The 23,453-nt window shown below is 66.0% G+C and carries 25 protein-coding genes; 16 read left to right on the forward strand and 9 right to left on the reverse strand.

What is annotated here, in order from left to right:
- Positions 1 to 40 precede the first annotated feature (40 nt).
- Together H4W01_RS21070 and H4W01_RS21075 are read left to right on the forward strand one after the other, a co-directional pair.
- The gene (locus tag H4W01_RS21070; RefSeq protein ID WP_209613044.1) at positions 41 to 622 is read left to right on the forward strand and encodes a TIGR00730 family Rossman fold protein; all 582 of its coding nucleotides are present in this window, start codon (positions 41 to 43) and stop codon (positions 620 to 622) included.
- Positions 619 to 1,566, forward strand: a complete 948-nt coding sequence (locus H4W01_RS21075) for a phytoene/squalene synthase family protein (protein ID WP_209613045.1) — start codon at positions 619 to 621, stop codon at positions 1,564 to 1,566. The genes H4W01_RS21070 and H4W01_RS21075 overlap by 4 nt, the downstream gene beginning before the upstream one ends.
- A gap of 1 nt (position 1,567) precedes the next feature.
- Here the strand turns inward: H4W01_RS21075 and H4W01_RS21080 are convergent, their stop codons facing one another.
- Entirely contained in the window at positions 1,568 to 1,981 is a 414-nt protein-coding gene (locus tag H4W01_RS21080) for a hypothetical protein (protein ID WP_209613046.1), read from the reverse strand.
- Between the two features lie 56 nt (positions 1,982 to 2,037).
- Positions 2,038 to 2,268: a hypothetical protein gene (locus H4W01_RS21085; RefSeq protein ID WP_209613047.1), complete on the reverse strand. Its 231-nt coding sequence runs from the start codon at positions 2,266 to 2,268 to the stop codon at positions 2,038 to 2,040.
- Between the two features lie 95 nt (positions 2,269 to 2,363).
- Here H4W01_RS21085 and H4W01_RS21090 point away from each other — a divergent pair, with 95 nt between their 5' ends.
- Entirely contained in the window at positions 2,364 to 4,187 is a 1,824-nt protein-coding gene (locus H4W01_RS21090) for an ABCB family ABC transporter ATP-binding protein/permease (protein ID WP_209613048.1), read from the forward strand.
- Between the two features lie 150 nt (positions 4,188 to 4,337).
- Here the strand turns inward: H4W01_RS21090 and H4W01_RS21095 are convergent, their stop codons facing one another.
- Both H4W01_RS21095 and H4W01_RS21100 read right to left on the reverse strand, forming a co-directional pair.
- Complete coding sequence (locus H4W01_RS21095) at positions 4,338 to 4,610, reverse strand: GNAT family N-acetyltransferase (protein ID WP_209613049.1); 273 nt, start codon at positions 4,608 to 4,610, stop codon at positions 4,338 to 4,340.
- Positions 4,582 to 5,616: a sterol desaturase family protein gene (locus H4W01_RS21100; RefSeq protein ID WP_209613050.1), complete on the reverse strand. Its 1,035-nt coding sequence runs from the start codon at positions 5,614 to 5,616 to the stop codon at positions 4,582 to 4,584. Before H4W01_RS21100 ends, H4W01_RS21095 begins: the two co-directional genes overlap by 29 nt.
- 131 nt (positions 5,617 to 5,747) lie before the next feature.
- Between H4W01_RS21100 and recQ the strand changes: the two genes are divergently transcribed.
- From recQ to H4W01_RS21130, 6 genes are all read left to right on the forward strand, one after another.
- Positions 5,748 to 7,517 carry a DNA helicase RecQ gene (gene recQ, locus H4W01_RS21105; RefSeq protein WP_209613051.1) on the forward strand — a complete coding sequence of 590 codons (1,770 nt, stop codon included), beginning with the start codon at positions 5,748 to 5,750 and terminating at the stop codon, positions 7,515 to 7,517.
- A gap of 247 nt (positions 7,518 to 7,764) precedes the next feature.
- Positions 7,765 to 8,199, forward strand: coding sequence for a TIGR01244 family sulfur transferase (locus H4W01_RS21110; protein WP_209613052.1), 435 nt, complete (start codon positions 7,765 to 7,767; stop codon positions 8,197 to 8,199).
- Entirely contained in the window at positions 8,196 to 8,609 is a 414-nt protein-coding gene (locus H4W01_RS21115; RefSeq protein WP_209613053.1) for a hypothetical protein, read from the forward strand. The genes H4W01_RS21110 and H4W01_RS21115 overlap by 4 nt, the downstream gene beginning before the upstream one ends.
- Before the next feature lie 34 nt (positions 8,610 to 8,643).
- Positions 8,644 to 9,564 (forward strand): sterol desaturase family protein, encoded by a 921-nt coding sequence (locus tag H4W01_RS21120; protein WP_209613054.1) that lies wholly within the window; start codon positions 8,644 to 8,646, stop codon positions 9,562 to 9,564.
- A gap of 24 nt (positions 9,565 to 9,588) precedes the next feature.
- Positions 9,589 to 11,175, forward strand: a complete 1,587-nt coding sequence (locus H4W01_RS21125; protein ID WP_209613055.1) for a GMC family oxidoreductase — start codon at positions 9,589 to 9,591, stop codon at positions 11,173 to 11,175.
- A 17-nt stretch (positions 11,176 to 11,192) separates the two neighbouring features.
- Complete coding sequence (locus tag H4W01_RS21130; RefSeq protein WP_209613056.1) at positions 11,193 to 11,381, forward strand: hypothetical protein; 189 nt, start codon at positions 11,193 to 11,195, stop codon at positions 11,379 to 11,381.
- Here the strand turns inward: H4W01_RS21130 and H4W01_RS21135 are convergent.
- The 3 genes from H4W01_RS21135 to pabB all read right to left on the reverse strand — a co-directional run bounded on the left by H4W01_RS21135 (position 11,371) and on the right by pabB (position 14,688).
- Positions 11,371 to 11,514 (reverse strand): hypothetical protein, encoded by a 144-nt coding sequence (locus H4W01_RS21135; protein WP_169313332.1) that lies wholly within the window; start codon positions 11,512 to 11,514, stop codon positions 11,371 to 11,373. The two genes, H4W01_RS21130 and H4W01_RS21135, sit on opposite strands and share 11 nt — an antisense overlap.
- 120 nt (positions 11,515 to 11,634) lie before the next feature.
- Positions 11,635 to 12,834 carry a pyridoxal phosphate-dependent aminotransferase gene (locus H4W01_RS21140; RefSeq protein ID WP_209613057.1) on the reverse strand — a complete coding sequence of 400 codons (1,200 nt, stop codon included), beginning with the start codon at positions 12,832 to 12,834 and terminating at the stop codon, positions 11,635 to 11,637.
- Between the two features lie 51 nt (positions 12,835 to 12,885).
- Positions 12,886 to 14,688 carry an aminodeoxychorismate synthase component I gene (gene pabB / locus H4W01_RS21145; RefSeq protein ID WP_209613058.1) on the reverse strand — a complete coding sequence of 601 codons (1,803 nt, stop codon included), beginning with the start codon at positions 14,686 to 14,688 and terminating at the stop codon, positions 12,886 to 12,888.
- Between the two features lie 96 nt (positions 14,689 to 14,784).
- On the opposite strand from pabB, the gene H4W01_RS21150 reads away from it, so the two are divergent.
- Positions 14,785 to 15,456: an MBL fold metallo-hydrolase gene (locus tag H4W01_RS21150; protein ID WP_209613059.1), complete on the forward strand. Its 672-nt coding sequence runs from the start codon at positions 14,785 to 14,787 to the stop codon at positions 15,454 to 15,456.
- A gap of 3 nt (positions 15,457 to 15,459) precedes the next feature.
- Here H4W01_RS21150 and H4W01_RS21155 read toward each other — a convergent pair whose 3' ends face one another.
- Complete coding sequence (locus H4W01_RS21155; protein WP_010406046.1) at positions 15,460 to 15,897, reverse strand: MAPEG family protein; 438 nt, start codon at positions 15,895 to 15,897, stop codon at positions 15,460 to 15,462.
- A gap of 213 nt (positions 15,898 to 16,110) precedes the next feature.
- Between H4W01_RS21155 and rpmF the strand changes: the two genes are divergently transcribed.
- The 5 genes from rpmF (at position 16,111) to H4W01_RS21180 (ending at position 19,107) form a co-directional block, all read left to right on the forward strand.
- Positions 16,111 to 16,290 (forward strand): 50S ribosomal protein L32, encoded by a 180-nt coding sequence (gene rpmF / locus H4W01_RS21160; protein ID WP_010406047.1) that lies wholly within the window; start codon positions 16,111 to 16,113, stop codon positions 16,288 to 16,290.
- Positions 16,291 to 16,330: 40 nt separating this feature from the next.
- Positions 16,331 to 17,362 (forward strand): phosphate acyltransferase PlsX, encoded by a 1,032-nt coding sequence (gene plsX, locus H4W01_RS21165; protein WP_209613060.1) that lies wholly within the window; start codon positions 16,331 to 16,333, stop codon positions 17,360 to 17,362.
- Positions 17,359 to 18,318: a beta-ketoacyl-ACP synthase III gene (locus tag H4W01_RS21170; protein WP_334685398.1), complete on the forward strand. Its 960-nt coding sequence runs from the start codon at positions 17,359 to 17,361 to the stop codon at positions 18,316 to 18,318. The genes plsX and H4W01_RS21170 overlap by 4 nt, the downstream gene beginning before the upstream one ends.
- 91 nt (positions 18,319 to 18,409) lie before the next feature.
- The gene (locus H4W01_RS21175) at positions 18,410 to 18,709 is read left to right on the forward strand and encodes an integration host factor subunit alpha (protein WP_029622769.1); all 300 of its coding nucleotides are present in this window, start codon (positions 18,410 to 18,412) and stop codon (positions 18,707 to 18,709) included.
- Between the two features lie 8 nt (positions 18,710 to 18,717).
- Positions 18,718 to 19,107 (forward strand): MerR family transcriptional regulator, encoded by a 390-nt coding sequence (locus H4W01_RS21180; RefSeq protein WP_209613061.1) that lies wholly within the window; start codon positions 18,718 to 18,720, stop codon positions 19,105 to 19,107.
- Positions 19,108 to 19,132: 25 nt separating this feature from the next.
- On the opposite strand, the gene pepN is transcribed toward H4W01_RS21180, so the two are convergent.
- Complete coding sequence (pepN, locus tag H4W01_RS21185) at positions 19,133 to 21,748, reverse strand: aminopeptidase N (protein ID WP_209613062.1); 2,616 nt, start codon at positions 21,746 to 21,748, stop codon at positions 19,133 to 19,135.
- A 97-nt stretch (positions 21,749 to 21,845) separates the two neighbouring features.
- On the opposite strand from pepN, the gene H4W01_RS21190 reads away from it, so the two are divergent.
- Entirely contained in the window at positions 21,846 to 23,453 is a 1,608-nt protein-coding gene (locus H4W01_RS21190; protein WP_209613063.1) for a M28 family metallopeptidase, read from the forward strand.

The raw sequence follows: 23,453 nt of genomic DNA on the forward strand, positions 1-23,453 counted from the left end.
CCCACCCCCAGCCCCTCCCTTCCAGGGAGGGGAGAAAGTCATGAAGCGTCTGGCGGTGTATTGTGGGTCGGCGACGCCGGCGGACCCTGTGTATATTGACTGTGCGAAAGAGGTTGGCCGCACGCTGGCCGAGCGGGGCATCGGCCTCGTCTATGGCGGCGGTCGGCTGGGGCTGATGGGCGCGGTGGCCGATGCGGCGATGGCGGCGGGCGGCGAAGTGATCGGCATCATCCCGCAGGCTTTGGTCGATGCCGAGGTGGCGCATCAGGGCCTCACCGAACTCCATGTCGTCGGCACGATGCACCAGCGCAAACAGGCGTTTACCGACCTGTCCGACGGTTTCATCAATTTGCCCGGCGGCACCGGCACGATGGACGAATTGTGGGAGGCGCTGAGCTGGGCGCAGATAGGCTATCACGCCAAGCCGGTCGGGCTGCTCAATGTCGCGGGCTATTACGACCATCTGATCGCTTTCTATCACCATATGGCGAGCGTCGGTTTCCTGCGGCCGCAACATGCCGGAATCCTGCTGATCGACAGCGCGCTTGACGGGCTGCTGGCGCAGATGGGCAGCCACGAGCCGATCGAGACGATCACCAAGATCGGCGCGCGCGACCTTTGAGCGCGGCTGCGCCTTCGCGCGATGCGATCGTCGCGACCGCGCAAGAATCGATCGCGCGCGGATCGAAGAGCTTTGCCGCCGCCAGCCGCCTGTTTGCGCCGAAGACGCGCGAGCGGGCGTGGCTGCTCTATGCCTGGTGCCGCGCGTGCGACGACATTGCCGATGGACAGGACCATGGCCATGACATGACCGGGGTGAGCGACGGCCCGGCGCGGCTCGCCGAAATCTCGGCGCTGACCGAGGCGGCGCTGGCCGGGATCGTGGTGGGGGACCCGGCGTTCGATGCGCTGCGGATCTTTGCCGCCGAGACCGCTTTGCCCCCGGCGCTGGCGCGTGACCTGATCGCGGGCTTCGCGCTCGACGCGCAAGGGTGGCGGCCGCAGACCGAGCAGGATCTGTATCGATATTGCTATCATGTCGCGGGCGCGGTCGGTTGCATGATGGCGCTGGCGATGGGCGTGCCCGCCGATGACGAGGCGACGCTCGACCGCGCGTGCGATCTCGGGTTGGCGTTCCAGCTCGCCAATATCGCGCGCGACGTGGCCGAGGATGCGCGCGCCGGGCGGTGTTATGTGCCGCAAGCGTGGCTGGAGGAGCTGGGGATTCCGGCGGACGACCTGCTTGCGCCACAGCATCGCGATCGGCTCGGGCAGTTGGGCGAACGGCTGGGCAGGCTGGCGGCGCGCTATGAGGCGAGCGCGCGGCTGGGCACCCCGGCGCTCCCCTTCCGCTCGGCCTGGGCGGTGCTGGCGGCGGCGGGGATTTATGGCGCGATCGGGCGCAAGGTGGCAGCGCTTGGCGCGCGCGCCTGGGATCGGCGGGTGACGACCTCGGGCCTCGCCAAGTTCGGTTTCATCGTGCGGGCATGGCGCGAGGCGCGGCAGCGCGTGACGCTGTACCCGCCGCAGCCGCGCGACCCCGCGCTGTGGACGCGGCCGCGCTGATTCAGCCGAGCAACGGTTCGCCGGGATAGGGCTTGTGGTGCAGCTTTTGCGCCAGCCAGCCGCCGAGCAGCGGCATCACCACCGCGCAGATCTGCATCCACAGCGGATGCGGCAGCATCGCCTGATTGACCAGGCCCGCCGCCAGAAACACCAGGGTCACCACCCAGCCGACCCAATGCCCGTCGGCAATGCGCAAGGCGAGCCAGGCACCGCCGAGCGGCGCGGCCAGCCAGCCCGCGACCATCAGCAGTTTTGCGGGCAGGGGAATGCTGCCGATCAGCGCGGCCAGCGTCGCTGGATCGGCGGCATTGATGTCACCCGACACGGGATAGAGCGCGCTGCCGATAAAATCGAACAAAGCGACCAGCGCGAACGCGACCAGCGACCCGGCGGCGACGGCGAAGAGTTTACGCATGAAAATAGGCCCCGCTTGCGAAGCGCCAGCCTATCACGCGCCGCGCGCGCTGGGAATCATCCGCGCGGCGTGCGCGGGGCTGCCTGGGCCAGGCGCTCGCCGGTGGCGCGGCACGAGGCGGATACCACCGGATAATCGATATCGCTGTTGCGCGCCAAGGCGGCGGGCATCGCCATCTGGCAGGCGCGGATCGACGCGTAATGCGCGGGTTCGACGCGGGCCTGCTGGCAGGCGGTGCTGCCGTCGCCGCAACCCATGATCGCCATGACGTAGAACAGCGGTTCCATGATCGTCTCCGTTCGCCCATTAAAACCGACGAGCCGCCTTGCTTGTTCCATGAAGCGCTTTCGATACGGCTTGACCACGCCTACATGGGAGCAACATGCCCCCGGATACCGCCACCTCCTCGACCGCGCCCGAACGGCCAATGCTGCCGACGCTCAAGCGCTTCCTGCCCTATCTGTGGCCGGCCGATGCGCCGATGCTGCGGCTGCGGATCGTGGGAGCGATGCTGCTGGTCGCGGTGTCCAAGGTCACCCAGGTCTATGTCAGCGCTTACACGCTGAAATGGGCGGTCGACCGCATGGCGCAGGGGGATCGCTCCGCAATGTGGATCGTGATCGCGCTGGTGCTGGGCTATGCCGGTGCGCGCTTCGCCACGACGCTGTTCGACAATCTGCGCAATGCGGTGTTCGAGCGCGTCGGGCAGGATGCGACGCGGCGCCTCGCAGCGAGCGTGTTCCGCCACCTCCATCAGCTCAGCCTACGCTTCCATCTCGAGCGGCGAACGGGTGCCGTAACCAAAGTGGTCGAGCGCGGCACCAAGAGCATCGATACGATGCTCTATTTCATGCTGTTTAACATCGCGCCGACGGTGCTGGAACTGCTGCTGGTGCTCAACATCTTCCGCTCGAGCTTCGGCTGGGGGCTGGTCGCGGCGACGATGGTGATGGTGGTCGCCTATATCTGGTTCACCCGGATGGTGACCGATTGGCGCGCGGCTTTGCGCATGCGGATGAACGATCTCGACACGGGTGCCGTCAGCCACGCGGTCGATTCGCTGCTCAATTTCGAGACGGTCAAATATTTCGGCGCGGAGGAGCGCGAGGGCAAACGCTATGATGCGGCGATGGCGGCCTATGCCAATGCTGCGGTCATTTCCGAAAACTCGCTGGCATGGCTCAACGTCGGCCAGGCGCTGGTCACCAATCTGATGCTCGGCGGCGGGATGGCGTTCGTCGCCTGGGGCTGGGGCGGCGGCAAGTTCTCGGCGGGCGACGTGGTGTTCGTCTCGACGCTGCTGTCGCAACTGTTCCGCCCGCTCGATCTGCTTGGCATGGTCTATCGCACGATCCGCCAGGGCGTGATCGACATGGGCGCGATGTTCGACCTGATCGACACGCAGTCGGAGGTGGTGGATGCACCCGCTGCCACGCCGCTGCTGGTGGCGCGCGGGCATGTCCGCTTCGAGGATGTGCGCTTCGGTTATGATGCGGGGATGCCGATCCTGAAGGGCATCGACTTGGATATCCCGGCGGGCAAGACGCTGGCGGTGGTCGGGCCATCGGGCGCGGGCAAATCGACGCTCGCGCGGCTGATGTTCCGTTTCTACGATCTGACCGGCGGGCGCATCACCATCGACGGGCAGGACATCGCGCAGGTGACGCAGGCGTCGCTGCGCTCGGCGATCGGCATCGTGCCGCAGGATACCGTGCTGTTCAACGACACGATCGGCTACAACATCGCTTATGGCCGCGAAGGGGCCGGGCAGGCTGAGATCGAAGCCGCCGCGCGCGGGGCGGCGATTGCCGGCTTCATCGAGCGCCAGCCCGAGGGCTATGCGACGCGTGTCGGCGAGCGCGGGCTGAAACTGTCGGGCGGCGAGAAGCAGCGCGTGGCGATCGCGCGAACCCTGCTCAAGAATCCGCCGGTGCTGATCCTGGATGAAGCCACCAGCGCGCTCGACAGCCGCACCGAGGGCGAGATCCTCGACACGCTGCAGGCGATCGAACGTGGCCGCACCACGATCGTGATCGCGCACCGGCTGTCGACCGTGGTCCATGCCGATGAGATCGTCGTGCTGGAAGCCGGGCGCGTGGTCGAGCGCGGCAGCCATGCGGTGCTGCTGCGTAAGAACGGGCTGTACGCGGAAATGTGGAACCGCCAGGCGCAGGAGCGGGCGGAGGATTCGGTGGCGGCGGAGTAGGGGTGTTCCATTCCGTCATTCCCGCGCAGGCGGGAATCCATTGCCGCAACGTCGGAAAGGATGCCGAATGTCCGCCACTATGGATCCCCGCCTGCGCGGGGATGACGGATGCTATGGCGATTGCGGCATCCCCTTACCGGATGGCGAGGATTACCCCAGCAATTCGCGATACTCCGGATGCTTCTCGATATAAGCCGCGACGAACGGGCATTGCGGGATGACCTTCAGGCCCCGGTCGCGCGCTGAATCGAGCGCGGCGCGGATTAGCTTGGAGCCGACGCCGCGGCCCTCCAGCGCCTTGGGCACGATCGTGTGGGTGAAGACGATCGTATCCCCCTCCATCTGATAGGCCGCGACGGCGCGCTTGCCGCCGACGGTCAGTACGAATTCGGCCTCAGCCTTGTTGTCGATAACGGTGTCCATGTCCCGCATTTGCACGGGGTGGATCGGGTTGCGCAAGGGGGCGTAGGGTGCGCGGCCGCAGCGCCCAGGCCTTGCCGAAAGGCGCGAACAGCGCGGTGCGCCAGCCATGCGGCCGCACGCCGCCCCCTTCCACGCCAAAGCGCAGTGGCTCGCGGCGTGCGGCGGGCAGGTACAAGGTGCCGAACAGCCGGTCGAACACCGCACAGGTATTGCCGAAATTGCGATTGTGGTGCCGCACGTCGATCGAATGGTGGATCTGGTGGTGCGCCGGGCTCAGCAGCCATCGGCCCCAGCGCGGGCCGAACGTCACCCACAGATGCGAATGCTGCACATGGGTGAGCGTGATCGCGCCGATCATCGTCAGGGCATTGACGCCGCTGATCGTCACGCCGTGTGGTTCCCCCAGCAGCGGACCGGCCAGTCCTTGCGTTACCCCGATCATGATGGCGGTGATATTGGCGAAGACGATCGTGTCGACCGGATGGACGCGAAAGGTCGTCAACAGCGACAGGCTTTCGGCCGAGTGATGCACCGCATGGAACTGCCACAGCAGCGGGACGGCGTGGCTGAGATAATGGTCGAGCCAATAGGCGAATTCATAAGCGAGGTAGAGCAACAGCGTCAGCACCGCGCCCGCCACGATCGGCGGCAGGCCGAGCGGCGCGACCGGGCCGATCATGCCGCGCAGCAGCGCGGCGATCTGCACGCTCGACAGCACTGCCCAGCCGAACAGCAGCCCATAGCCGAACAGGCTGAATGCGAACCACCACAGGTCTGCCCGGCCCGAGGCGCTGGAGAAGATCCGGCGGGGGAATAGCGCGCGCCGCCACACCGCCAGCCGGGGCATCGCCCGCCGCCCGCGCGGCACCGCCAGGAACGCCGCGATCAGCACCGTCACCACCAGCCCGAAAATCGACAGTGTCGACCCCGTGCCGAAGAAGGTTCCGCCGAGTTGATTCGCCCAATAGCCGGCAAGCCAGCCGATACCGTCCCAAACCATCGTCATTGTCGCGTGCACGGCACCCCCAGCCGGTCCGGGTTTCGGGATGCGGTGAGTTTAGGACCGGATTGTGAGCGCCCGGTTAATTGCGTGGGTGTGCCCCTTACGCTTCGGGGCGGGGCACGCTAGATCGGGGCATGACGCTCGACCCCCTCCCCATATTGCAATCCACCTTCGGCTTTCCTGCCTTTCGCGGGGTGCAGGGATCGGTGGTGGAGCGCGTGCTGGCGGGGCAGAACACGCTGGCGGTGATGCCGACCGGGGCGGGCAAGTCGCTCTGCTATCAGCTTCCGGCACTCGCCCTTCCCGGCACCTGCGTCGTGGTGTCGCCGCTGATCGCGCTGATGCACGATCAGTTGCGCGCGGCGACCGCGATTGGGATCAGTGCAGCGACGCTGACCTCGGTCGATACCGACCAGATGGAGACGATCGCGCGTTTCCGGCGCGGGGAGCTCGATTTGCTCTATGTCGCGCCCGAACGCGCTTCGAGCGGCAGCTTTCGCGATTTGCTGGGGCAGGCGCCGCTCGCACTGTTCGCGATCGACGAGGCGCATTGCGTGTCCGAATGGGGGCATGACTTCCGCCCCGATTACCGGCTGCTGCGTCCGCTGCTCGATGCCTTTCCCGAGGTGCCGCGCCTCGCGCTGACCGCGACTGCGGACGCGCATACCCGCGCCGACATTCTCGACCAGCTCGGCATTCCGCACGACGGGATGATCGTTGCCGGGTTCGACCGGCCCAATATCCAGTACCGCATCAGCCCCAAGGACAATGCCACGCGCCAGATCGCCGATCTGATCGCCGAAACGCCGGGGGCGGGCATCGTCTATGTCCAGAGTCGGGCTGGCACCGAGAAGATGGCCGAGGCGCTGGCCAAGACCGGGCGGCCGACGCGCGCCTATCATGCCGGGCTCGATCCAGCGGTGCGCGCGCGCAACCAAGCCGATTTCGTGGCGAGCGAAGACATGGTGATGTGCGCGACGGTCGCGTTTGGCATGGGTATCGACAAGCCCGATGTGCGTTTCGTCGCCCATGCCGGGCTGCCCAAGTCGATCGAGGCCTATTATCAGGAAACGGGCCGTGCGGGGCGCGATGGCGATCCGGCGGTGGCGCATCTGTTCTGGGGGGCGGAGGATTTCGCGCGGGCGCGGCAGCGGATCGGCGAGGTCGAAGCGGCGCGCCAGCCGGGCGAGCGGCAGCGGCTGGCGGCACTGGGCGCGCTCGCCGAGACGGCGGGGTGTCGGCGCAAGATCCTGCTCAAGCATTTCGGCGATGACAGCCCCGACTCGTGCGGGAATTGCGACAATTGCCTCAACCCTCCGGCGGCGGTCGACGCGACGGAGGTGGCGAGGAAATTCCTCTCCGCCGTGTTTCGCACAGGCCAGAGCTTTGGCGCGGGCTATATCGAACAGGTGCTGATGGGACAGTCGAGCGAGCGCAGCCTGATGAACGGGCATGAATCGCTCGGCGTGTTCGGCATCGCCTCGTCGCCGGAGGAAGCGGCGCTGATCAAGCCGGTCGGGCGCGCGCTGCTGCTGCGCGATGCGCTGCGCGCCAATGACTTTGGCGGGCTGGAGTTCGGGCCCGGCGCGCGTGGCATTCTGAAGGAAGGCGAGCGCGTCGATCTGATCGTGCCGCCCAAGCGCACGCGGCGCACGCGCGGCGGCACCGGCGCGCAGCTCAACCCGAGCGGCGATCCCCTGTTCGAGGCGCTGCGCACCAAGCGCCGCGAACTCGCACTGGAGGCGAGCGTGCCGCCTTATGTGATCTTCCACGATTCGGTGCTGCGCGAAATGGCGACGCTGCGCCCCGCGTCCCTCGCGGCAATGGGGCGGATTACCGGCGTCGGCACGCGCAAGCTCGAGGCCTATGGTGAGGCGTTCCTGGCGGTGGTGCGGCGGTTTTAGGGAGAACACAGAGTATCTCGCGCGAAGCCGCGAAGACGCGAAGAGAAGAAGGGGAGGTGGCACGCTGCCAATCGCTTCGCGTCTTCGCGGCTTCGCGTGAAATTTTGTTCGCGCGGAGAGGGTGCGTGTGGGGGCTGGGTGCGGGCGCGATCGATACGGTTTTCAGCGCTTTGCGATTAGCTTTTCTTCTCGGCGCGCGCAAAATCTGTCGCTTTCGCGGTGGCACCGCGCGGGTTAGAGTAACCGCATGACCACACTTCGCACCATCGACGCCACCATCTCCGTTGCGCCGCAGATTTCGCTCGAGGATCTGGCGGCGCTCGCGGCGGCGGGTTTCACCGCCATCGTCAACAACCGCCCCGATGGCGAGGATTTCGGCCAGCCGAGCGGCGACGCAATCGCCGCCGCCGCTGCGGCTGCCGGGCTTGGCTATACCGCCATCCCCATCACCCATGCCGGTTTCTCGCACCCGCAAATCGATGCGATGGCGGCGGTGCTGGCCGAGGCGACGGGACCGGTGCTCGCCTATTGCCGATCGGGCACGCGCTCGTGCAATTTGTGGGCGCTGGCGGCGGTGAAGGCGGGGGCGCATCCCGATGCGGCAATGGCGAAGGCGGCAGCGGCGGGCTATGACCTGACCGGTCTGCGGCCGTTGCTCGATGCGCTTTCCACGGCGGCATGAGCTGGACGCAACTCGGCTATAGTTTTGCGGGCGTGATTGCGCTCGCGCTGATCGCGCGCTGGCTGCGGCTGGGCGAGAGCCGGATTGCGAGCGTGGCGCAAGCCCGCGAAACCGCCGAGCAGATGCTGGCGGGATTCATCGCACATGATGCGGTGATCGGCACCGATGGCGGCGCGGCGCTGGTGGCGGGCAATGGCACGATCGCACTGCTCAAGCGCCACGGTGCCCGAATCGCGGCGCGGCGGCTGATCGCGCCGCTCGCGCTCAGCCAGGGCATTGAGGGCGTGCGGATCGAAACGGGCGAGCGGCTGTTCGGCAGCGTGCTGCTGTTCGGCGTGACCGATGCCGAGGTGCGCGCGATAGAAGCCTCGGCCGGGCGACCGCGCGATGTGGTCGTCACGCTGCATTGACAAAGGGGTGCTGACAAGGGTGTAAGTAGCATCCATGGAGCTGCCCGATCCTGTCCCTTATGCTGTGCCCGGCTTCATTGCGCTGGTGCTGGCCGAGATGGTGGTGGCGCGGCTGCGCGACCGCACCCGCTATGAACCGCGCGATACGTTGACCTCGCTCCTGCTCGGACTGGGCAGCACCCTTGCGGGTGCGCTGTCGGTCGGGCTGGTGTATGCGATGGCATTGTGGGTGTGGCAGTTCCGGCTCTTCGACATTGGCTACCAATGGTATTGGTTCGTGCTCGCCTTCGTCCTCGACGATCTGTCCTATTACGTCTTCCACCGCTCGGCGCACCGCGTGCGCTGGTTCTGGGCGAGCCATGTCATCCATCATTCGAGCCAGCATTATAATCTGTCGACCGCGCTCCGGCAGACCTGGACCGGCTTTGTTTCGATGGGGTTCATCTTCCGCCTGCCGCTGTTCCTGATCGGCTTTCCTCCGGCGATGATCTTCTTCGTGGCGGGGCTGAACCTGATCTACCAATTCTGGATCCACACCGAGGTGATCGACCGCATGCCCGGCTGGTTCGAGGCGGTGATGAACACGCCGTCGCACCACCGCGCGCACCACGCGACCAACCCGCGCTATCTCGACACCAATTATGCCGGGGTGTTCATCGTGTGGGACAAGATGTTCGGCACCTTCGAACCCGAGCGCGCCGACGACCGGCCCCACTATGGCATCGTCAAGAATCTCGGCAGCTTCAACCTGTTATGGGCGGCGTTCCATGAATGGATCGGCATCGCACAGGATGTGTGGCGCGCGCCCGGGCTTCGTGCCAAGCTCGGCTATCTGGTGATGCCGCCGGGGTGGAGCCATGATGGCAGCCGCGACACGTCGGAGACGATCAAGGCGCAGTGGCGCGTACGCTTGGACGGCATGGCAGACGGAAAAAACACAGACGGGGTACGCTAAAGTACCAGGGTGGGGAGAGGTCGAATGGAAGAAGCCGACATCGTCGTCGTCGGGGGCGGATCTGGCGGAGCGGCGGCGGCCGGGCGGCTGAGCGAAGGCGGCAAATTCTCGGTCGCCTTGCTCGAGGCGGGCGGGCGCAACACGGGGTTGCGCACGCGCATTCCGGCCTTCCTCGCTTTTCAGACCGACAAGACCAACTGGAACTACGAAACCGTGCCGCAAGCCGGGCTGAACGGTCGGCGTGGGCATCAGCCGCGCGGCAAGGGGCTGGGCGGGTCGAGCGCGATCAACGCGATGATCTATATTCGCGGCAATCGCTGGGACTATGACAATTGGGCGGCGATGGGGTGTCCGGGCTGGTCATATGACGAGGTGCTGCCCTGGTTCAAACGCAGCGAGCACAATGTTCGGCGCGGCGATGCCTATCATGGCGGCGACGGGCCCTTGTGGGTGAGCGACCAGAAATTCGCCAATCCTGGCAGCCTCGACTTCATCGAGGCGGGGGCGAGCCTGCAAATCCCGCGCAACATGGATTTCAATGGCGAGCGGCAGGAAGGCATTGGCCTGTATCAGGTGACGCAGAAGAATGGCGAACGCTGGACCTCGGCGCGCGCCTATCTGGGGGATCGCCCGGCCAATCCCGATCTGCATATCCTGACCGGCGTCACCGCCGAGCGCGTCCTGTTCGATGAAGGGCGCGTGTGGGGCGTCGCCTATTTGCAGGATGGCCAATCGAAGGTCATTCGCGCGCGGCGCGGCGTCATTCTGGCGGGCGGCGTGTTCGGGACCGCGCAATTGCTGATGCTGTCGGGGATCGGTCCCGGCGCGCACTTGCGCGAGAAGGGCATTGCCGTGCGGGTCGACCGGCCTGCGGTCGGGTCCAATTTGCAGGACCATATCGATTATGTCGCGGCGTTCGAGACGGCGGGAACGGACTTTGTCGGTTCGTCGCTCAAGGGCACGCTGGCGATGGGCAGCGCGTTTTTCCAATGGTTGCGCAAGCGGCAGGGCATGATGACGACGCCCTTTGCCGAGGCCGGGGCGTTCCTGACGGTGACGCCCGATGCACCCGCCCCCGACGTGCAACTGCATTTCGTGATCGCTGCGCTCGAGGATCATGGCCGCACCAAGGTGCCGGGGCATGGCTTTTCCTGCCATGTCTGCGTCCTCCGGCCCGAAAGCCACGGTACGGTGCGCCTCGCCTCGGTCGATGCCCGCGCCGCGCCGCTGATCGACCCCGCTTTCTTCAGCGATTCGCGCGATATGGAGGTGATGAAGCGCGGCGTGCGCGCGATGTACCGCATTCTCGAGACCGCGCCGCTCAGCAACCATAAGGGCCGCGACCGCTACCCGATCGATTTGAGCGACGATGATGCGCTGGAGCGGCTGATCCGTGCGCGCGCCGATACGGTGTACCACCCGGTCGGGACCGCGCGGATGGGATCGGACGACGCTGCAGTGTGCGATCCGCGGTTGCGCGTGCGCGGTGTGGAAGGGCTGTACGTGGCCGATGCCTCGGTCATGCCCAAGCTCATCTCGGGCAACACCAACGCGCCTTCGATCATGATCGGCGAACGCTGCGCCGATTTTGTTACAGCGGATCTGGCATGATCGTCTAAGCGCTCCGGATGGACCGCAAAGACACGAACTGGAACCGGATTGGGCTGGCGGCGGCGGTGGTGCTGGTGCCGGGCGGTTTTCTGCTCGGGGCCGCGCTGGTCGCGCGGCGCTATCGGCAGAAGAGCGGGGGTGATTCGACGCCTATGCCGGCCGCGCGCGACGACGATCCGGCGACCGAGCAGATCATCAGCGAGTAGCGGCAGCCTTTGCCTCGGTCGGGGTGGTTGCCCGCGCGCCTTCGGTCGGGTGCAGCGTTACCAGCGCGATCGCGCCCAGGGCGAAACCACCCGCAAACTGCCACAAGAAACCCGACTTCAAAACGCTGCGCATTGTAGACCCTTTCGCGGTCGGCTCCATGCCGATCGCTGCGACGCAGCAAATCGGCATTGTCCAATCGTTTCGCAAGAGGCTTTTCAGCAACCAATCGTTGCTAAAAGCTGAACCAATGGCTCACCGTACGTTTGCGCAGGCCGTCTGGATGCGTTCGCAGGCTTCGCGCAGCAGCGCATCGGAGGTCGCGTAGGAAATGCGCATCGCTGGCGACAGGCCAAACGCCGCCCCCTGCACGGCGGCGACCTTGGCGTCGTCGAGCAGATAGGCAACGAACGCCTCGTCGCTGTCGATCAGCTTGCCCGACGGTGTGGTCTTGCCGATCAAGGCGGAGAATTCGGGATAGACATAGAACGCCCCCTCCGGCTTCGGGCAGGTGATGCCCTCGGCCGCGTTCAGCATCGACACGACCAGATCGCGCCGCACCTGGAAGGCGGCGGCACGGTCCTTGAGGAAGCTCTGGTCGCCATTGAGCGCCGCAACGGCGGCGGCCTGCGCGATCGAGCACGGGTTGCTGGTCGATTGCGACTGCAGCTTGGACATCGCCTTGATCAGCCACGACGCGCCGCCTGCATAACCGATCCGCCAGCCGGTCATCGCATAGGCTTTGGAGCAGCCATTGACCGTCAGCGTGCGCTCGTACAGCGACGGGCACACTTGCGCGATCGTGGTGAATTCGAAGCCGTCATACAGGATATGCTCATACATATCGTCGGCGAAGATCCACACATGCGGGTGGCGCTCCAGCACTTCGCCCAGCGCCTTCAGCTCGGCGGCGCTATAGGCGGCCCCGGTCGGGTTGGACGGCGAATTGAGGATCACCCATTTGGTGCGCGGGGTGATCGCGGCCTCGAGCTGCTCGGGCCGCAATTTATAGCCCTGCTCCGGCCCGGCCGCCACGAACACCGGCGTGCCCCCCGCGAACAGCACGACATCGGGATAGCTCACCCAATAGGGCGCGGGCACGATCACTTCGTCCCCGACATCGACCGTGGCGACGATCGCGTTGAACAAGGTGTGCTTGCCGCCGACATTCACGCTGATCTGGTCGGGCGTATAGCTCAGGCCATTGTCGCGCGCGAATTTGGCGACGATCGCCGCCTTCAATTCGGGCGTGCCGTCGACATTGGTATATTTGGTCTGGCCGTCGCGAATCGCCTTGATCGCGGCCTCTTTCACGAAATCGGGCGTGTCGAAATCGGGCTCGCCCGCACCCAGGCCGATCACGTCGACGCCTGCGCGCTTCAATTCCTGCACGCGCGTGGTGATCGCCAGCGTCGGCGATGGCTTGATGCGGGCGAGCGCGGCGGAAGGATGCATAAGAAAGAGCCTTGGGAAAAAGCCGTGGCGGCGGGGAACTCGCGCGAGCGCTTATCCCGCTAGCGGCGTTGCCGCAACCGTGTGTCGCGCACGAATCAGTCCGCGCAGGGCGTTGCCGACGAAAAATTCATGCGCCAGATCAGCCTCGGTCAGCACACCCTCGATCGCTCGCCCCTGCGCCAGCAGGTCGGCGCGCAACACCCCCGGTAACAGTCCGTCCTCCAGCGGCGGCGTTACGAGGACATCCCCGCGTGGCACGAACAGCGAGGTGAAACTCCCCTCGGTCAGCCGTCCGTCGGGGCGCACGAACACCACTTCGTCGCTGCCCGCCGCAATACGCGCCTGATCATAAAAGGCACGGTCGCTGGTCTTGTGGCGCAGGCGAAAATCGGCGGGCGTTACCGGCAAGGGAACCACCGCGACCGAGACGGGCCGATCCGGAGCGGGGGGCATTTCGGCGATTTCGATCGCGACTGCGCCGCTCGGTGCCAGCACCAGGCGGACCTTGCGCCGCGTCCGCAGGCGGAAGGTTGCCGCCTGCAGCTCATTGCGCGTGCCGTGCCGGTCGAACGCGAAGCCGAACGCCTGCGCACTCGCCGCAAGCCGCCGGAGGTGGCGGTCCAGCCGCAAGACGCCGTGTTCAGGATCGAACGCCATCGTCTCGATCAGGTCGAACGCGCGCGCGTCGCGGGTGAGGAAGTCGGTCTTGGCGCGCGCTTCATCCCATTCTTCGGCCGCGACCGAATCGGCGACGATGCCACCGCCAGCGCCAAAGCGGGCGTGCTCCGCGCCATACGGCAGCGTCAGCGTGCGAATCGCCACGTTGAACATGGCATCGCCATTGGCATTGAGGCGGCCGATCGCGCCGGTATAAAGCCCGCGCGCGCGCCCTTCGATCGCGGCGATCGCCTCCATCGCCGCGATCTTGGGTGCGCCGGTGATCGATCCGCACGGAAACAGCGCCGCCAACACATCGATCGCGTCGGTGTCGGGCGCGATCGTCGCGGTGACGGTTGACACCAATTGATGCACCGTCGGATAGCGTTCCACCTCGAACAAACGCGGCACCGCGACCGAGCCGGCGCGGGCAACGCGCGCCAGATCGTTGCGCATCAAGTCCACGATCATCAAATTCTCGGCGCGCTGCTTGGGGTCGTCGACCAGCGCCGCGGCAATCGCGCGGTCCGCATCGGCACTATCGCCGCGCCGCGCCGTGCCCTTCATCGGCCGACACAGCAGCGTGTCGCCCTCAAGCGAAAAGAACAGTTCTGGCGAAAGCGAGAGGATCCGCTCCGCCCCGGTATCGATCAGCGCGCCAAACCCGGCGCGCGCCGCCCTGCGCAAGCGCGCGTACAGCGACAAAGGATCGCCGAGGATGCGGGCGTGCGCGCGATAGGTGAGATTGGCCTGGTACAGGTCCCCGGCGACGATACGCGCCTGTACGGCGGCGAAATGCGCATCATAGGTCGCGCGGTCGATCGCAGGTTCGGGCGCGCCGATCCACGCCCCCGCCGGATCGGGCAACATTGTCGGCACCGCGTCGGGCGCGATTTCGGTGTAGCGCTCGAACAGGCCGAACCACAGCAACGGAGCGGCGGCCTCGTCCGGCTCGGCACCTGCGACCGACTCGAACGCGGCTCCGGCTTCGTAGGACAGAAACCCGGCGGCCTGCAGCCCGCTCGCCCGCGCCCCGCGCAGCGCCTCCAGCGCCGGGCGGACCTCAGACACCGATCGCGCCGTGACGAGTCGCACCGGATCGCAATAGAGCCGCGCCGCCGCGCCGCCATCGCGCGCGTCGTCCAGCAGGACGAACGGGCTCCGCAGTACAAGCGGGTTGGGCGGTTGCATTTGCATAATGGCGTGTAACAAATGCCCCGGCGACGCCCCTGTCGGCAACCCTTGGTTTTCGCGCGCTTGGTTTTCCGCCGCACTCACCGTATTTCAGGGGGCATGACCGCTCAGCCCCCCCAGCCGCCGCTCCGCGCCACGATCATCCCGGTGACGCCGCTGCAACAGAATTGCACCTTGCTCTGGTGTACCGCGACGATGCGCGGGGCGTTCGTCGACCCGGGTGGCGACTTGCCCAAGCTGCTCGCCGCCGCCGCGCAGCACAAGGTGACGGTCGAGAAGATCATCCTCACCCACGGCCATATCGACCATTGCGGCGAGGCCAAGCCGCTCGCCGAACAGCTCGGCGTCGCGATCGAGGGGCCGCATGAGGAGGATCGTTTCCTCACCTCGACCCTGTCCGAAAGTGGTGCGCAATACGGCATAACCGGCGTCAATTTCGAGCCCGATCGCTGGCTGGTCGAGGGCGACACCGTCACCGTCGGCAATCTGGTGCTCGATGTCTATGAAACGCCTGGCCACACGCCCGGCCACGTCGTCTTCCACCATGCGCCCTCCAAATTGGCGCTGGTCGGCGACGTGTTGTTCGCAGGGTCGGTCGGTCGCACCGATTTTCCGCGCGGCAACCATCCGCAATTGCTCGACTCGATCGTCACCAAATTGTGGCCGCTGGGCGACGATACCACCTTCATTCCGGGGCACGGCCCAGCCAGCAGTTTCGCGCATGAGCGCCGCACCAACATGTTCGTCAGCGACGCGGCGCTCGCCGCCTAAGGCTCAGCCCGCGCGGACCGCGCTCGGGGCGGTCACGCTGGTTGCTGCGTGTGGCAGATAGGGCAGCACCACCGCATAGCCGCCCAAGCCGAGCAGTAGCAGGAAGGTGATGATGGTCCCGGCCATCCGTCCGCCAGGCAGCCCGTCCATGCCAAGCGCATGGCCGACTCGGCCGAGCAGGAATACGCCGCTCACCGCCCACAGCCACAATGATGTGCCGGTGGTGAATTCGATCAGGCCGATCAGGATCACGATAAAGGGCGTATATTCGACGAAATTGGCATGCGCGCGCATCCGGCGAATCAGTTGGGCGTTGCCGCCATCCCCGATGTCGATTTTGGCCGCTTTACGGATCGAACCGGTGCGCATGGCGAGCCACAAATTGAGCAGGGCGGCGGCGCCTGCTGTCATCACTGTGATCGGCAACATGATCGAACTCATCGTTCTTCTCCCCCAGAAAGTCCGGTAAACCGGGTGATGCGGCCTTGGCATCCATTCCCTGAGCTTGCAACGCCGCGCAGAATCGCTATAGGCCGCCATCTTCGCGATTTGTCTGGCATCGGTGCCGCTTGCGCGGCCAACCTCAGGCGTTGGTTGCGGAGAGCCCGAACCGGGCGTATCGCACCTGTCAGACAAGCATAAGGTTTCGCCGAAATGGCCGTCCCCAAAAGAAAAACCACGCCGTCCAAGCGCGGCATGCGTCGTTCGCACGATTCGCTGACCGTCGCGTCGTTCCAGGAATGCCCGAATTGCGGCGAACTGAAGCGTCCCCACAATCTGTGCCCGTCGTGCGGCCATTATAACGGTCGTGAGATCGTTTCGGTCGAAGGCTGACCTGACGCAACGCTCGGACAGTGAACAGGGGGCGGCCAGCGTGACGAACAGCTCCCGGATCGCGATCGATGCGATGGGTGGCGACGAAGGGCTGGCGGTGATGCTCGCCGGGGTGGCGCGTGCGCGCCGCCGGTTTGAGGATATGCGTTTCATCCTGGTTGGGGATGAGGCGGCGATCCATGCTGGGCTGAAAAATCACCCCAATCTCACTGCCCATTCCGAAATCGTCCACGCGCCCGGCGTTGTCGGTTCGAGCGACAAGCCGAGCCAGGCGATTCGCCGCGCCAAGACGACGTCGATGGGCATCGCGATCGACATGGTGAAGCAGGGTCGCGCCGCCGCGTGCGTGTCGGCGGGCAATACCGGCGCACTGATGGCGATGTCGAAGCTGTCGCTGCGGATGATCCCAGGGATAGACCGCCCGGCACTGGCCGGGCTGATGCCGTCGCTGGGCGATAATGACACGGTCGTGCTTGATCTCGGTGCCAATACCGAATGCGATTCGCGCAACCTCATCCAGTTTGCGGTGATGGGCGCGGCCTATGCGCGCACCACGCTGGATCTCGCCCGCCCGCGAGTCGCGCTGCTCAACATCGGCAGCGAGGACCAGAAGGGCACCGAGACGATTCGCGATGCCGCCACCGCCCTGCGCGCCGCCGCGCATCTTCCACTGGAATTTACCGGCTTCATCGAAGGCGACAAATTGTCGCGCGGTGATGTCGACGTGATCGTGTGCGATGGTTTTTCGGGCAATATCGCGCTGAAAACGGCGGAGGGTACTGCGCGTTTCGTCGCGGATCTGCTGAAGCGCGCGTTCCGTTCCTCGGTCCGCTCGAAGATCGGCTTCCTCATCTCGCGCCCCGCAACCGAATTACTGCGCCATCATCTCGACCCGAATAACCACAATGGTGCCGTTTTTCTGGGGCTTAACGGGCTGGTCGTCAAAAGCCACGGCGGTGCCAATGAAGTCGGCGTGGCGACTGCGATTGCGGCGGCGGCAAAGATGGTGCGCGATGATCTGACGCGGCGTATCGCGGAAGATCTCGGCGATTTCGAGAAAAAGGCGGCATGATGCACAGCGTGATTATCGGCACCGGATCGGCGCTGCCGACGCGGCGCGTGTCCAATGCCGAGCTGGCCGAAACCGTCGATACGTCGGACGAATGGATCGTCGAGCGCACCGGCATCCGTTTCCGCCACATTGCCGGCCCCGACGAAACCACCGCCACGCTCGCCGCCGATGCGTGCCGCGCGGCGCTGGGCTCGGCTGGTCTTTCGGCGCAGGACATCGATTTGATCGTGCTGGCGACCGCCACCCCGGACCAGACCTTCCCGGCCAGCGCGACCAAGGTGCAGGCGATGCTCGGCATCGATGATTGCGTCGCCTTCGATGTCGCTGCCGTCTGTTCGGGCTTTCTCTACGCGCTGCAGGTTGCCGACGCCATGTTGCGCAGCGGTGCCGCCAAGCGCGCGCTGGTGATCGGTGCGGAGACCTTCAGCCGGATCCTCGACTGGGAAGACCGCGCGACGTGCGTGCTGTTCGGCGATGGCGCGGGCGCGGTTGTGCTGGAGGCGCAGGACACCGGCGCACGCGGCATTCTCGCGGTGCGGCTCCACGCGGATGGCCGCCATAACGAACTGCTGTATGTCGATGGCGGCCCTTCGACCACCGGCACCGTCGGCAAGGTGCGGATGAAAGGGCGCGAGGTGTTCCGCCACGCCGTCGTCAATCTCGCTTCGGTGATGACCGAGACGCTGGCCGTGGCCAGGCTTTCGGCGGGCGATGTCGACTGGCTGGTGCCGCATCAGGCCAATGCCCGCATCCTTGATGCGACTGCGCGCAAACTCAATCTGTCGCCCGACAAAGTCGTCGTCACGGTCGACCAGCATGCCAACACTTCGGCCGCCTCGGTTCCGCTGGCGCTCGACACGGCGGTCAAGGACGGACGGATCAAGCATGGCGATTTGATCGTGCTGGAAGCGATGGGGGGCGGCTTCACCTGGGGTGCCGCCGTCATTCGCTTCTAATCCCTTGTTACGAGGAACTAACTAGTACTTTCAGTCAACCACTTCTGTGTGTTAGGTCGGTTCTCTACCATTCTACGGGGAGGGAAAAGGAATGGCATCAGTAGGAACGTTGACACGGGCCGATCTCGCCGAGGCGCTTCACAATAGTGTTGGCCTGTCGCGGGCGGATTCGTCCAAGCTGGTCGAGCAGATTCTTGGCCATATGTGCGGTGCGCTGGCCAAGGGCGACAACGTCAAGATTTCGGGCTTTGGCACCTTCGTGCTGCGCGACAAGGGCGAGCGCGTCGGTCGAAATCCCAAGACCGGCATCGAAGTGCCGATCGCGCCGCGCCGTGTCCTCACCTTTCGCGCCAGCCAGATGATGCGCGATCGCATCGTCGACGCTGACTGACGCTGACCGTGGCGGTCCCGCCCGCGAACGCCGACGCTCCTGCAGCAGCGGAGTCGGGCGGCAAAGCGGCGGGCGCGTATCGCACGATTGGCGAATTGTCGCGGGAAACCGGGCTGCCGCAGCATATTCTGCGCTATTGGGAAACCCGTTTCCCACAGCTGCGGCCGCTCCAACGCGCTGGCAACCGTCGCTATTACCGCCCCGAGGATGTGGCGCTGGTCCGCCGCATCGCCGCGATGCTGGAGCAGGACGGCTATACGATTCGCGGCGTGCAAAAGGCGTTGTTGGCCGAGAGCAAGCCCGTACTGCCGCGCAGCGCAGCGATCGATAGCGACGCGCGCGATGCTGTGCTGGCGGTCCGCACCGCCCTGGCGGCGGCGCTCGCCGAGGACGAGTGAGGGGCGTCGGGTGCGTGCGTGCCCCTCAACCGTCCAGGCTGCGCGACGCTTGCTCCGCCATATCCTTCGATAAGCCCGGCACCGCCACGATCCGTTCGAGCTCGGCGCGCATCAGCGCGGCGCGGTTGCTGTCGAATCGCTTCCAGCGGCCGAGCGGTGGGATCAGCTTGGCGGCGGTTTGCGGGTTCAAGCGATCGAGCGCGATCAACTGGTCGGCGAGGAAGCGATAGCCTGATCCATCGGCGGCGTTAAAGGCGCGCTGGTTGACCCCGAAGGCGCCGATCAGCGCCCGCGCGCGATTGGGGTTGGACAGCGTGAAGTCGCGGTGCTGCGCCAGTTCCCGCACGATTGCGCCGGTATCGTCGCGCGGGGCCATCGCCTGCACCGAGAACCATTTGTCGAGCACCAGCGCATTGTCGCTGTAGCGATTGTAGAAGATGTCGAGCGCGGGCGTGCGCTGCGCCGAATCGCCCGCGACCAACGTGGTCAAGGCGCTTTGCCGGTCGGTCATGTTGTCGGCCGCTTCGAATTGCGCGAAGGCGAGCGCCCCCGCATCGGCCGCACCCGATGCCGCAATATAGCCCAAGGCCACCGATTTGAGGCGCCGCAGCCCCTTGGCCTCGGGCGAATAGACATAGCCGGTGGTGGTGGCGCGCGCGCCATCATAGGCCGCGCGCCAGGATGCTTCGAGCGCACGCCCGATATCGCGGCGCAGCGTTTCGCGCGCGCGGAAGATCGCCTCGGGATCGACCACCGCCATCTGGTCGCCGATGAAGCTTTCGGACGGCAGCAGCACGGCTTCTGCGACGAAGGCGCGGTCGAGCTGCGGGTTGGCGAGCGTGCCGCCAATCGCCGCGATCACGGCCGCGTGATCGACGCGGGCACCACCGGCACTTTCCACCAGCGTGTCGAGCATGAGTTGCTGCAACGCCTCATAGCGCGCGAACGGATCGTCATCCTGCGCGGCGAGGAAGGCGAGATCGGCGGCGCTGCGATCGGTTTCGAGGATCGCCGGGGCCGAGAAGCCGCGGTTGATCGACAGGATCGGGCGTTCGCGCACATCCTCGAAGACGATGCGGTGTTCCGCCTCGGTCAGCAGCACGGTCTGCTCGGGCGCATAGGGCTGTGCGCTGTCGGCCCCGAACAATTTTATCCGGAGTGGCAGCACGACCGGCTGCTTGACGGTCTGGCCCGGCGTCGGGGGCGTGTTCTGCGCCAGCACCAGTTCGGCGCGACCCGAGCCTTCATGGTGCAGCAGCGACGCGGTGATGCGCGGCGTGCCCGCCTGCGAATACCAGCGGCGGAACTGCGTCAGATCGGTGCCGCTCGCGTCTTCGAGCGAGGCGACGAAATCCTCGCAGGTGGCAGCGGTGCCATCGAAGCGATCGAAATACAGGTCGGTGCCGGCGCGGAAGGCCTGCGCGCCCAGCATCGTCGCCAGCATGCGGATGATCTCGGCACCCTTGTTATAGATGGTGGCGGTGTAGAAGTTGGAGATTTCCTGATAGGAATCGGGGCGGATCGGGTGGGCGAGCGGCCCGGCATCCTCGGGGAATTGCGCGGCGCGCAGGCCCCGCACATCTTCGATCCGTTTAACCGCCGCCGAGCCCTGATCGGCCGAGAAGCATTGGTCGCGATAGACGGTGAAGCCTTCCTTCAACGATAATTGGAACCAGTCGCGGCAAGTGACGCGGTTGCCCGACCAATTGTGGAAATATTCGTGTGCGACGACCGCGGCGATACCGTCATAATCGTAATCGGTCGCGGTGTCGGGGTCGGCGAGGATGTAGCGGCTGTTGAAGATGTTCAGCCCCTTATTCTCCATCGCGCCGAAGTTGAAATCATCGACCGCGACGATGTTGAACACGTCGAGATCATATTCGCGGCCATAGGTCTGCTCGTCCCAGGCCATTGCGGCTTTGAGCGCGGCGAGCGCATGGTCGGTGCGCGGCACGTCGGCGGCGCGCACCCAGATGCCGAGCGCGACTTCGCGCCCCGACATGGTGGTGAAGCTGCCGCGATTGACCGCGAGATCGCCCGCCACCAGCGCGAACAAATAGCACGGCTTGGGGAAGGGATCGCGCCATTCGGCCCAATGCTGCCCGTCGGGGAGGTCACCGGAAGCGATCGGGTCGCCATTGGCGAGCAGCACCGGATAGCGGGCTTTGTCCGCTGTCATCCGCACCTGATAGCGGCTGAGCACGTCGGGCCGGTCGGGGAAATAGGTGATGCGGCGGAAGCCCTCGGCCTCGCACTGCGTGCAAAGGTTGCCGCCCGAGGCGTATAGTCCCATCAACTGCGTGTTGCGCTCGGGCGCGATCTCGACCTCGGTTTCGACGACATGCGCCGAGCCGGTGAGCGGCAGCACCAGCGTTTCGCCCTCGATCGTCCAGTCATTGACCGCGACCCCGTCGACGCTGACCGACAGCAGCGTCTGCCCGGCCCCGTCGAGCCGCAAGGGCCGGTCATGCGCATCGCTGCGCTGCACGTGCAGCCTGGCCTTCACGCGCGTGGCGGCAGGGTCGAGGTCGAAGTCCAGCGCGATCTCGGGCACTTGCCAATCTGGCGCGGTGTAATCCTCACGGCGCGTAATATGCGGTGCGATCTGCGGCTGGGCGGAGCTGGTCTGGATATCGAGCATTACTCGGGATGTAGGGCGCGCAACGATGCGGTGCCACCGAAATCGCCCGATTTGCGGGCGGTAATCCCTATGGTAGCGGGTCGGTATGGCAAAAGGGATGACGATGAAGATCTGGATGGCGGGCTTGATCGCGCTGGCAAGCGCAAGCGCGGGGTTTGCGCAGGAGGCACCGCTGCCCGACGATCAGGCGGCGATGAAGGCGCACGTCCTGTTCCTCGCCTCCGACGCGCTGCGCGGGCGCGAGGCGGGCAGCGCCGAATATAGGATCGCCGCCGAATATGTCGCCGCGCAATTCTTTGCCGCCGGGCTGAAGCCGGCCGGGGATGCGGGCAGCTATATCCAGAAGGTGCCGCTGGTCACCTATCGCGCCGCCGACAAGGGCGATGTCGTGCTGACCGGCGCGGGCGCGGGGCCCCGTACGCTGGTCTTTGGCGAGGACTATGTGCCGGGCGCGGTGGCGAGTGCCGCGCAGACCGCGCTTGATGCGCCGGTGGTGTTCGTCGGTTACGGGCTGGTCGCCCCCAATTATCGCCGCGACGATTATGCCGGGGTCGATGTGCGCGGCAAGATCGTCGCGCTGTTCGCGGGCGCGCCGAACAGTTTCCAGAGCGAGGAACGCGCGCATTTCCAGAGTGTGGCGACCAAGGCGGTGATCGCGGCGCAGCATGGCGCGGTCGGCGTGGTCGTGCTGACGCGGGGGCCCCTGCCAGCGAACGGGGAGGGTTTCGACCGGCCGCGCACGACCTGGGCGCGCGCCAATGGCACGGGCGAGACCGTCGGTGCGCCGGTTCTGGCGACGCTGAGCGCGACCGGGGCGGCCAAGCTGTTCGCGGGCGGTGCGACGGCGTGGAGCGACATCGTCAAAAGCGCGGGCGACCGCGAGGCCGTCTTCCGCGCGGAGCCGCTGGGGGTCAGCATGGCGGTGTCGCTGAAGACCGCATTCGAGCCAATGAGCAGCGGCAATGTCGCCGGGATGCTGCCGGGCAGCGACCCCAAGCTCGCCAAAGAGGTGGTCGTGCTGTCGGCGCATCTCGATCATCTCGGCGTCGGGCGGCCCGATGCGAAGGGCGACACGATCTATAATGGCGCGGAGGACAATGCCGTCGGCATCGCCTCGCTGATCGAGGAAGCCAAGCGCTTCAAGGCTTCGGGCAAGCGCCCGCGCCGCTCGATCCTGTTCCTGGCGGTGACGGCGGAGGAAAAGGGGCTGGTCGGCTCCGATTATTTCGCCAAGCATCCGACCGTGCCGATCTCCAGCATCGTCGCCGACGTCAATCTCGACATGCCGATCCTGTCTTATGCCTTTGAAGACATGACGGTGTTCGGGGCGGATCGCTCGACGCTGGGGCCGATCGTCGCGCAGGCGGTGGGGACGTTGGGGGTGACGATGTCGCCCGATCCCGATCCGGCGCAGGGCATTTTCGTGCGATCGGACCATTATCGCTTCGTGCAGCAGGGCGTGCCCTCGGTGTTCCTGTGGCCGGGGCAGAAGGGGCCGGGCAAGGCGGCGACGGCGGAGTTCTTCGCGCATCGCTATCACCAGCCCGCCGATGATCTGTCGCAGCCGATCGACTGGGCGCAGGGGATCCGCTTCGTCGATGCCAATTATGCGATCGCGCGCGCGATTGCCGATGGCGATGCGCGGCCGCGCTGGAACAAGGGCGATTTCTTCGGGTTGCTGTACAATGGCTATGGGGCGAAATGA

The organism is Sphingomonas sp. PL20, from assembly GCF_017875905.1.
GTDB lineage: Bacteria > Pseudomonadota > Alphaproteobacteria > Sphingomonadales > Sphingomonadaceae > Sphingomonas > Sphingomonas echinoides.

Excerpts from the sequence above, each read along its gene's own strand:
- H4W01_RS21070 (WP_209613044.1), top strand. The coding sequence starts at position 41 with ATGAAGCGTCTGGCGGTGTATTGTGGGTCGGCGACGCCGGCGGACCCT.
- H4W01_RS21080 (WP_209613046.1), bottom strand. The coding sequence starts at position 1,981 with ATGCGTAAACTCTTCGCCGTCGCCGCCGGGTCGCTGGTCGCGTTCGCG.
- H4W01_RS21085 (WP_209613047.1), bottom strand. The coding sequence starts at position 2,268 with ATGGAACCGCTGTTCTACGTCATGGCGATCATGGGTTGCGGCGACGGC.
- H4W01_RS21090 (WP_209613048.1), top strand. The coding sequence starts at position 2,364 with ATGCCCCCGGATACCGCCACCTCCTCGACCGCGCCCGAACGGCCAATG.
- H4W01_RS21095 (WP_209613049.1), bottom strand. The coding sequence starts at position 4,610 with ATGGACACCGTTATCGACAACAAGGCTGAGGCCGAATTCGTACTGACC.
- H4W01_RS21100 (WP_209613050.1), bottom strand. The coding sequence starts at position 5,616 with ATGACGATGGTTTGGGACGGTATCGGCTGGCTTGCCGGCTATTGGGCG.
- recQ (WP_209613051.1), top strand. The coding sequence starts at position 5,748 with ATGACGCTCGACCCCCTCCCCATATTGCAATCCACCTTCGGCTTTCCT.
- H4W01_RS21110 (WP_209613052.1), top strand. The coding sequence starts at position 7,765 with ATGACCACACTTCGCACCATCGACGCCACCATCTCCGTTGCGCCGCAG.
- H4W01_RS21115 (WP_209613053.1), top strand. The coding sequence starts at position 8,196 with ATGAGCTGGACGCAACTCGGCTATAGTTTTGCGGGCGTGATTGCGCTC.
- H4W01_RS21120 (WP_209613054.1), top strand. The coding sequence starts at position 8,644 with ATGGAGCTGCCCGATCCTGTCCCTTATGCTGTGCCCGGCTTCATTGCG.
- H4W01_RS21125 (WP_209613055.1), top strand. The coding sequence starts at position 9,589 with ATGGAAGAAGCCGACATCGTCGTCGTCGGGGGCGGATCTGGCGGAGCG.
- H4W01_RS21130 (WP_209613056.1), top strand. The coding sequence starts at position 11,193 with ATGGACCGCAAAGACACGAACTGGAACCGGATTGGGCTGGCGGCGGCG.
- H4W01_RS21135 (WP_169313332.1), bottom strand. The coding sequence starts at position 11,514 with ATGCGCAGCGTTTTGAAGTCGGGTTTCTTGTGGCAGTTTGCGGGTGGT.
- H4W01_RS21140 (WP_209613057.1), bottom strand. The coding sequence starts at position 12,834 with ATGCATCCTTCCGCCGCGCTCGCCCGCATCAAGCCATCGCCGACGCTG.
- pabB (WP_209613058.1), bottom strand. The coding sequence starts at position 14,688 with ATGCAAATGCAACCGCCCAACCCGCTTGTACTGCGGAGCCCGTTCGTC.
- H4W01_RS21150 (WP_209613059.1), top strand. The coding sequence starts at position 14,785 with ATGACCGCTCAGCCCCCCCAGCCGCCGCTCCGCGCCACGATCATCCCG.
- H4W01_RS21155 (WP_010406046.1), bottom strand. The coding sequence starts at position 15,897 with ATGAGTTCGATCATGTTGCCGATCACAGTGATGACAGCAGGCGCCGCC.
- rpmF (WP_010406047.1), top strand. The coding sequence starts at position 16,111 with ATGGCCGTCCCCAAAAGAAAAACCACGCCGTCCAAGCGCGGCATGCGT.
- H4W01_RS21170 (WP_334685398.1), top strand. The coding sequence starts at position 17,359 with ATGATGCACAGCGTGATTATCGGCACCGGATCGGCGCTGCCGACGCGG.
- H4W01_RS21175 (WP_029622769.1), top strand. The coding sequence starts at position 18,410 with ATGGCATCAGTAGGAACGTTGACACGGGCCGATCTCGCCGAGGCGCTT.
- pepN (WP_209613062.1), bottom strand. The coding sequence starts at position 21,748 with ATGCTCGATATCCAGACCAGCTCCGCCCAGCCGCAGATCGCACCGCAT.
- H4W01_RS21190 (WP_209613063.1), top strand. The coding sequence starts at position 21,846 with ATGACGATGAAGATCTGGATGGCGGGCTTGATCGCGCTGGCAAGCGCA.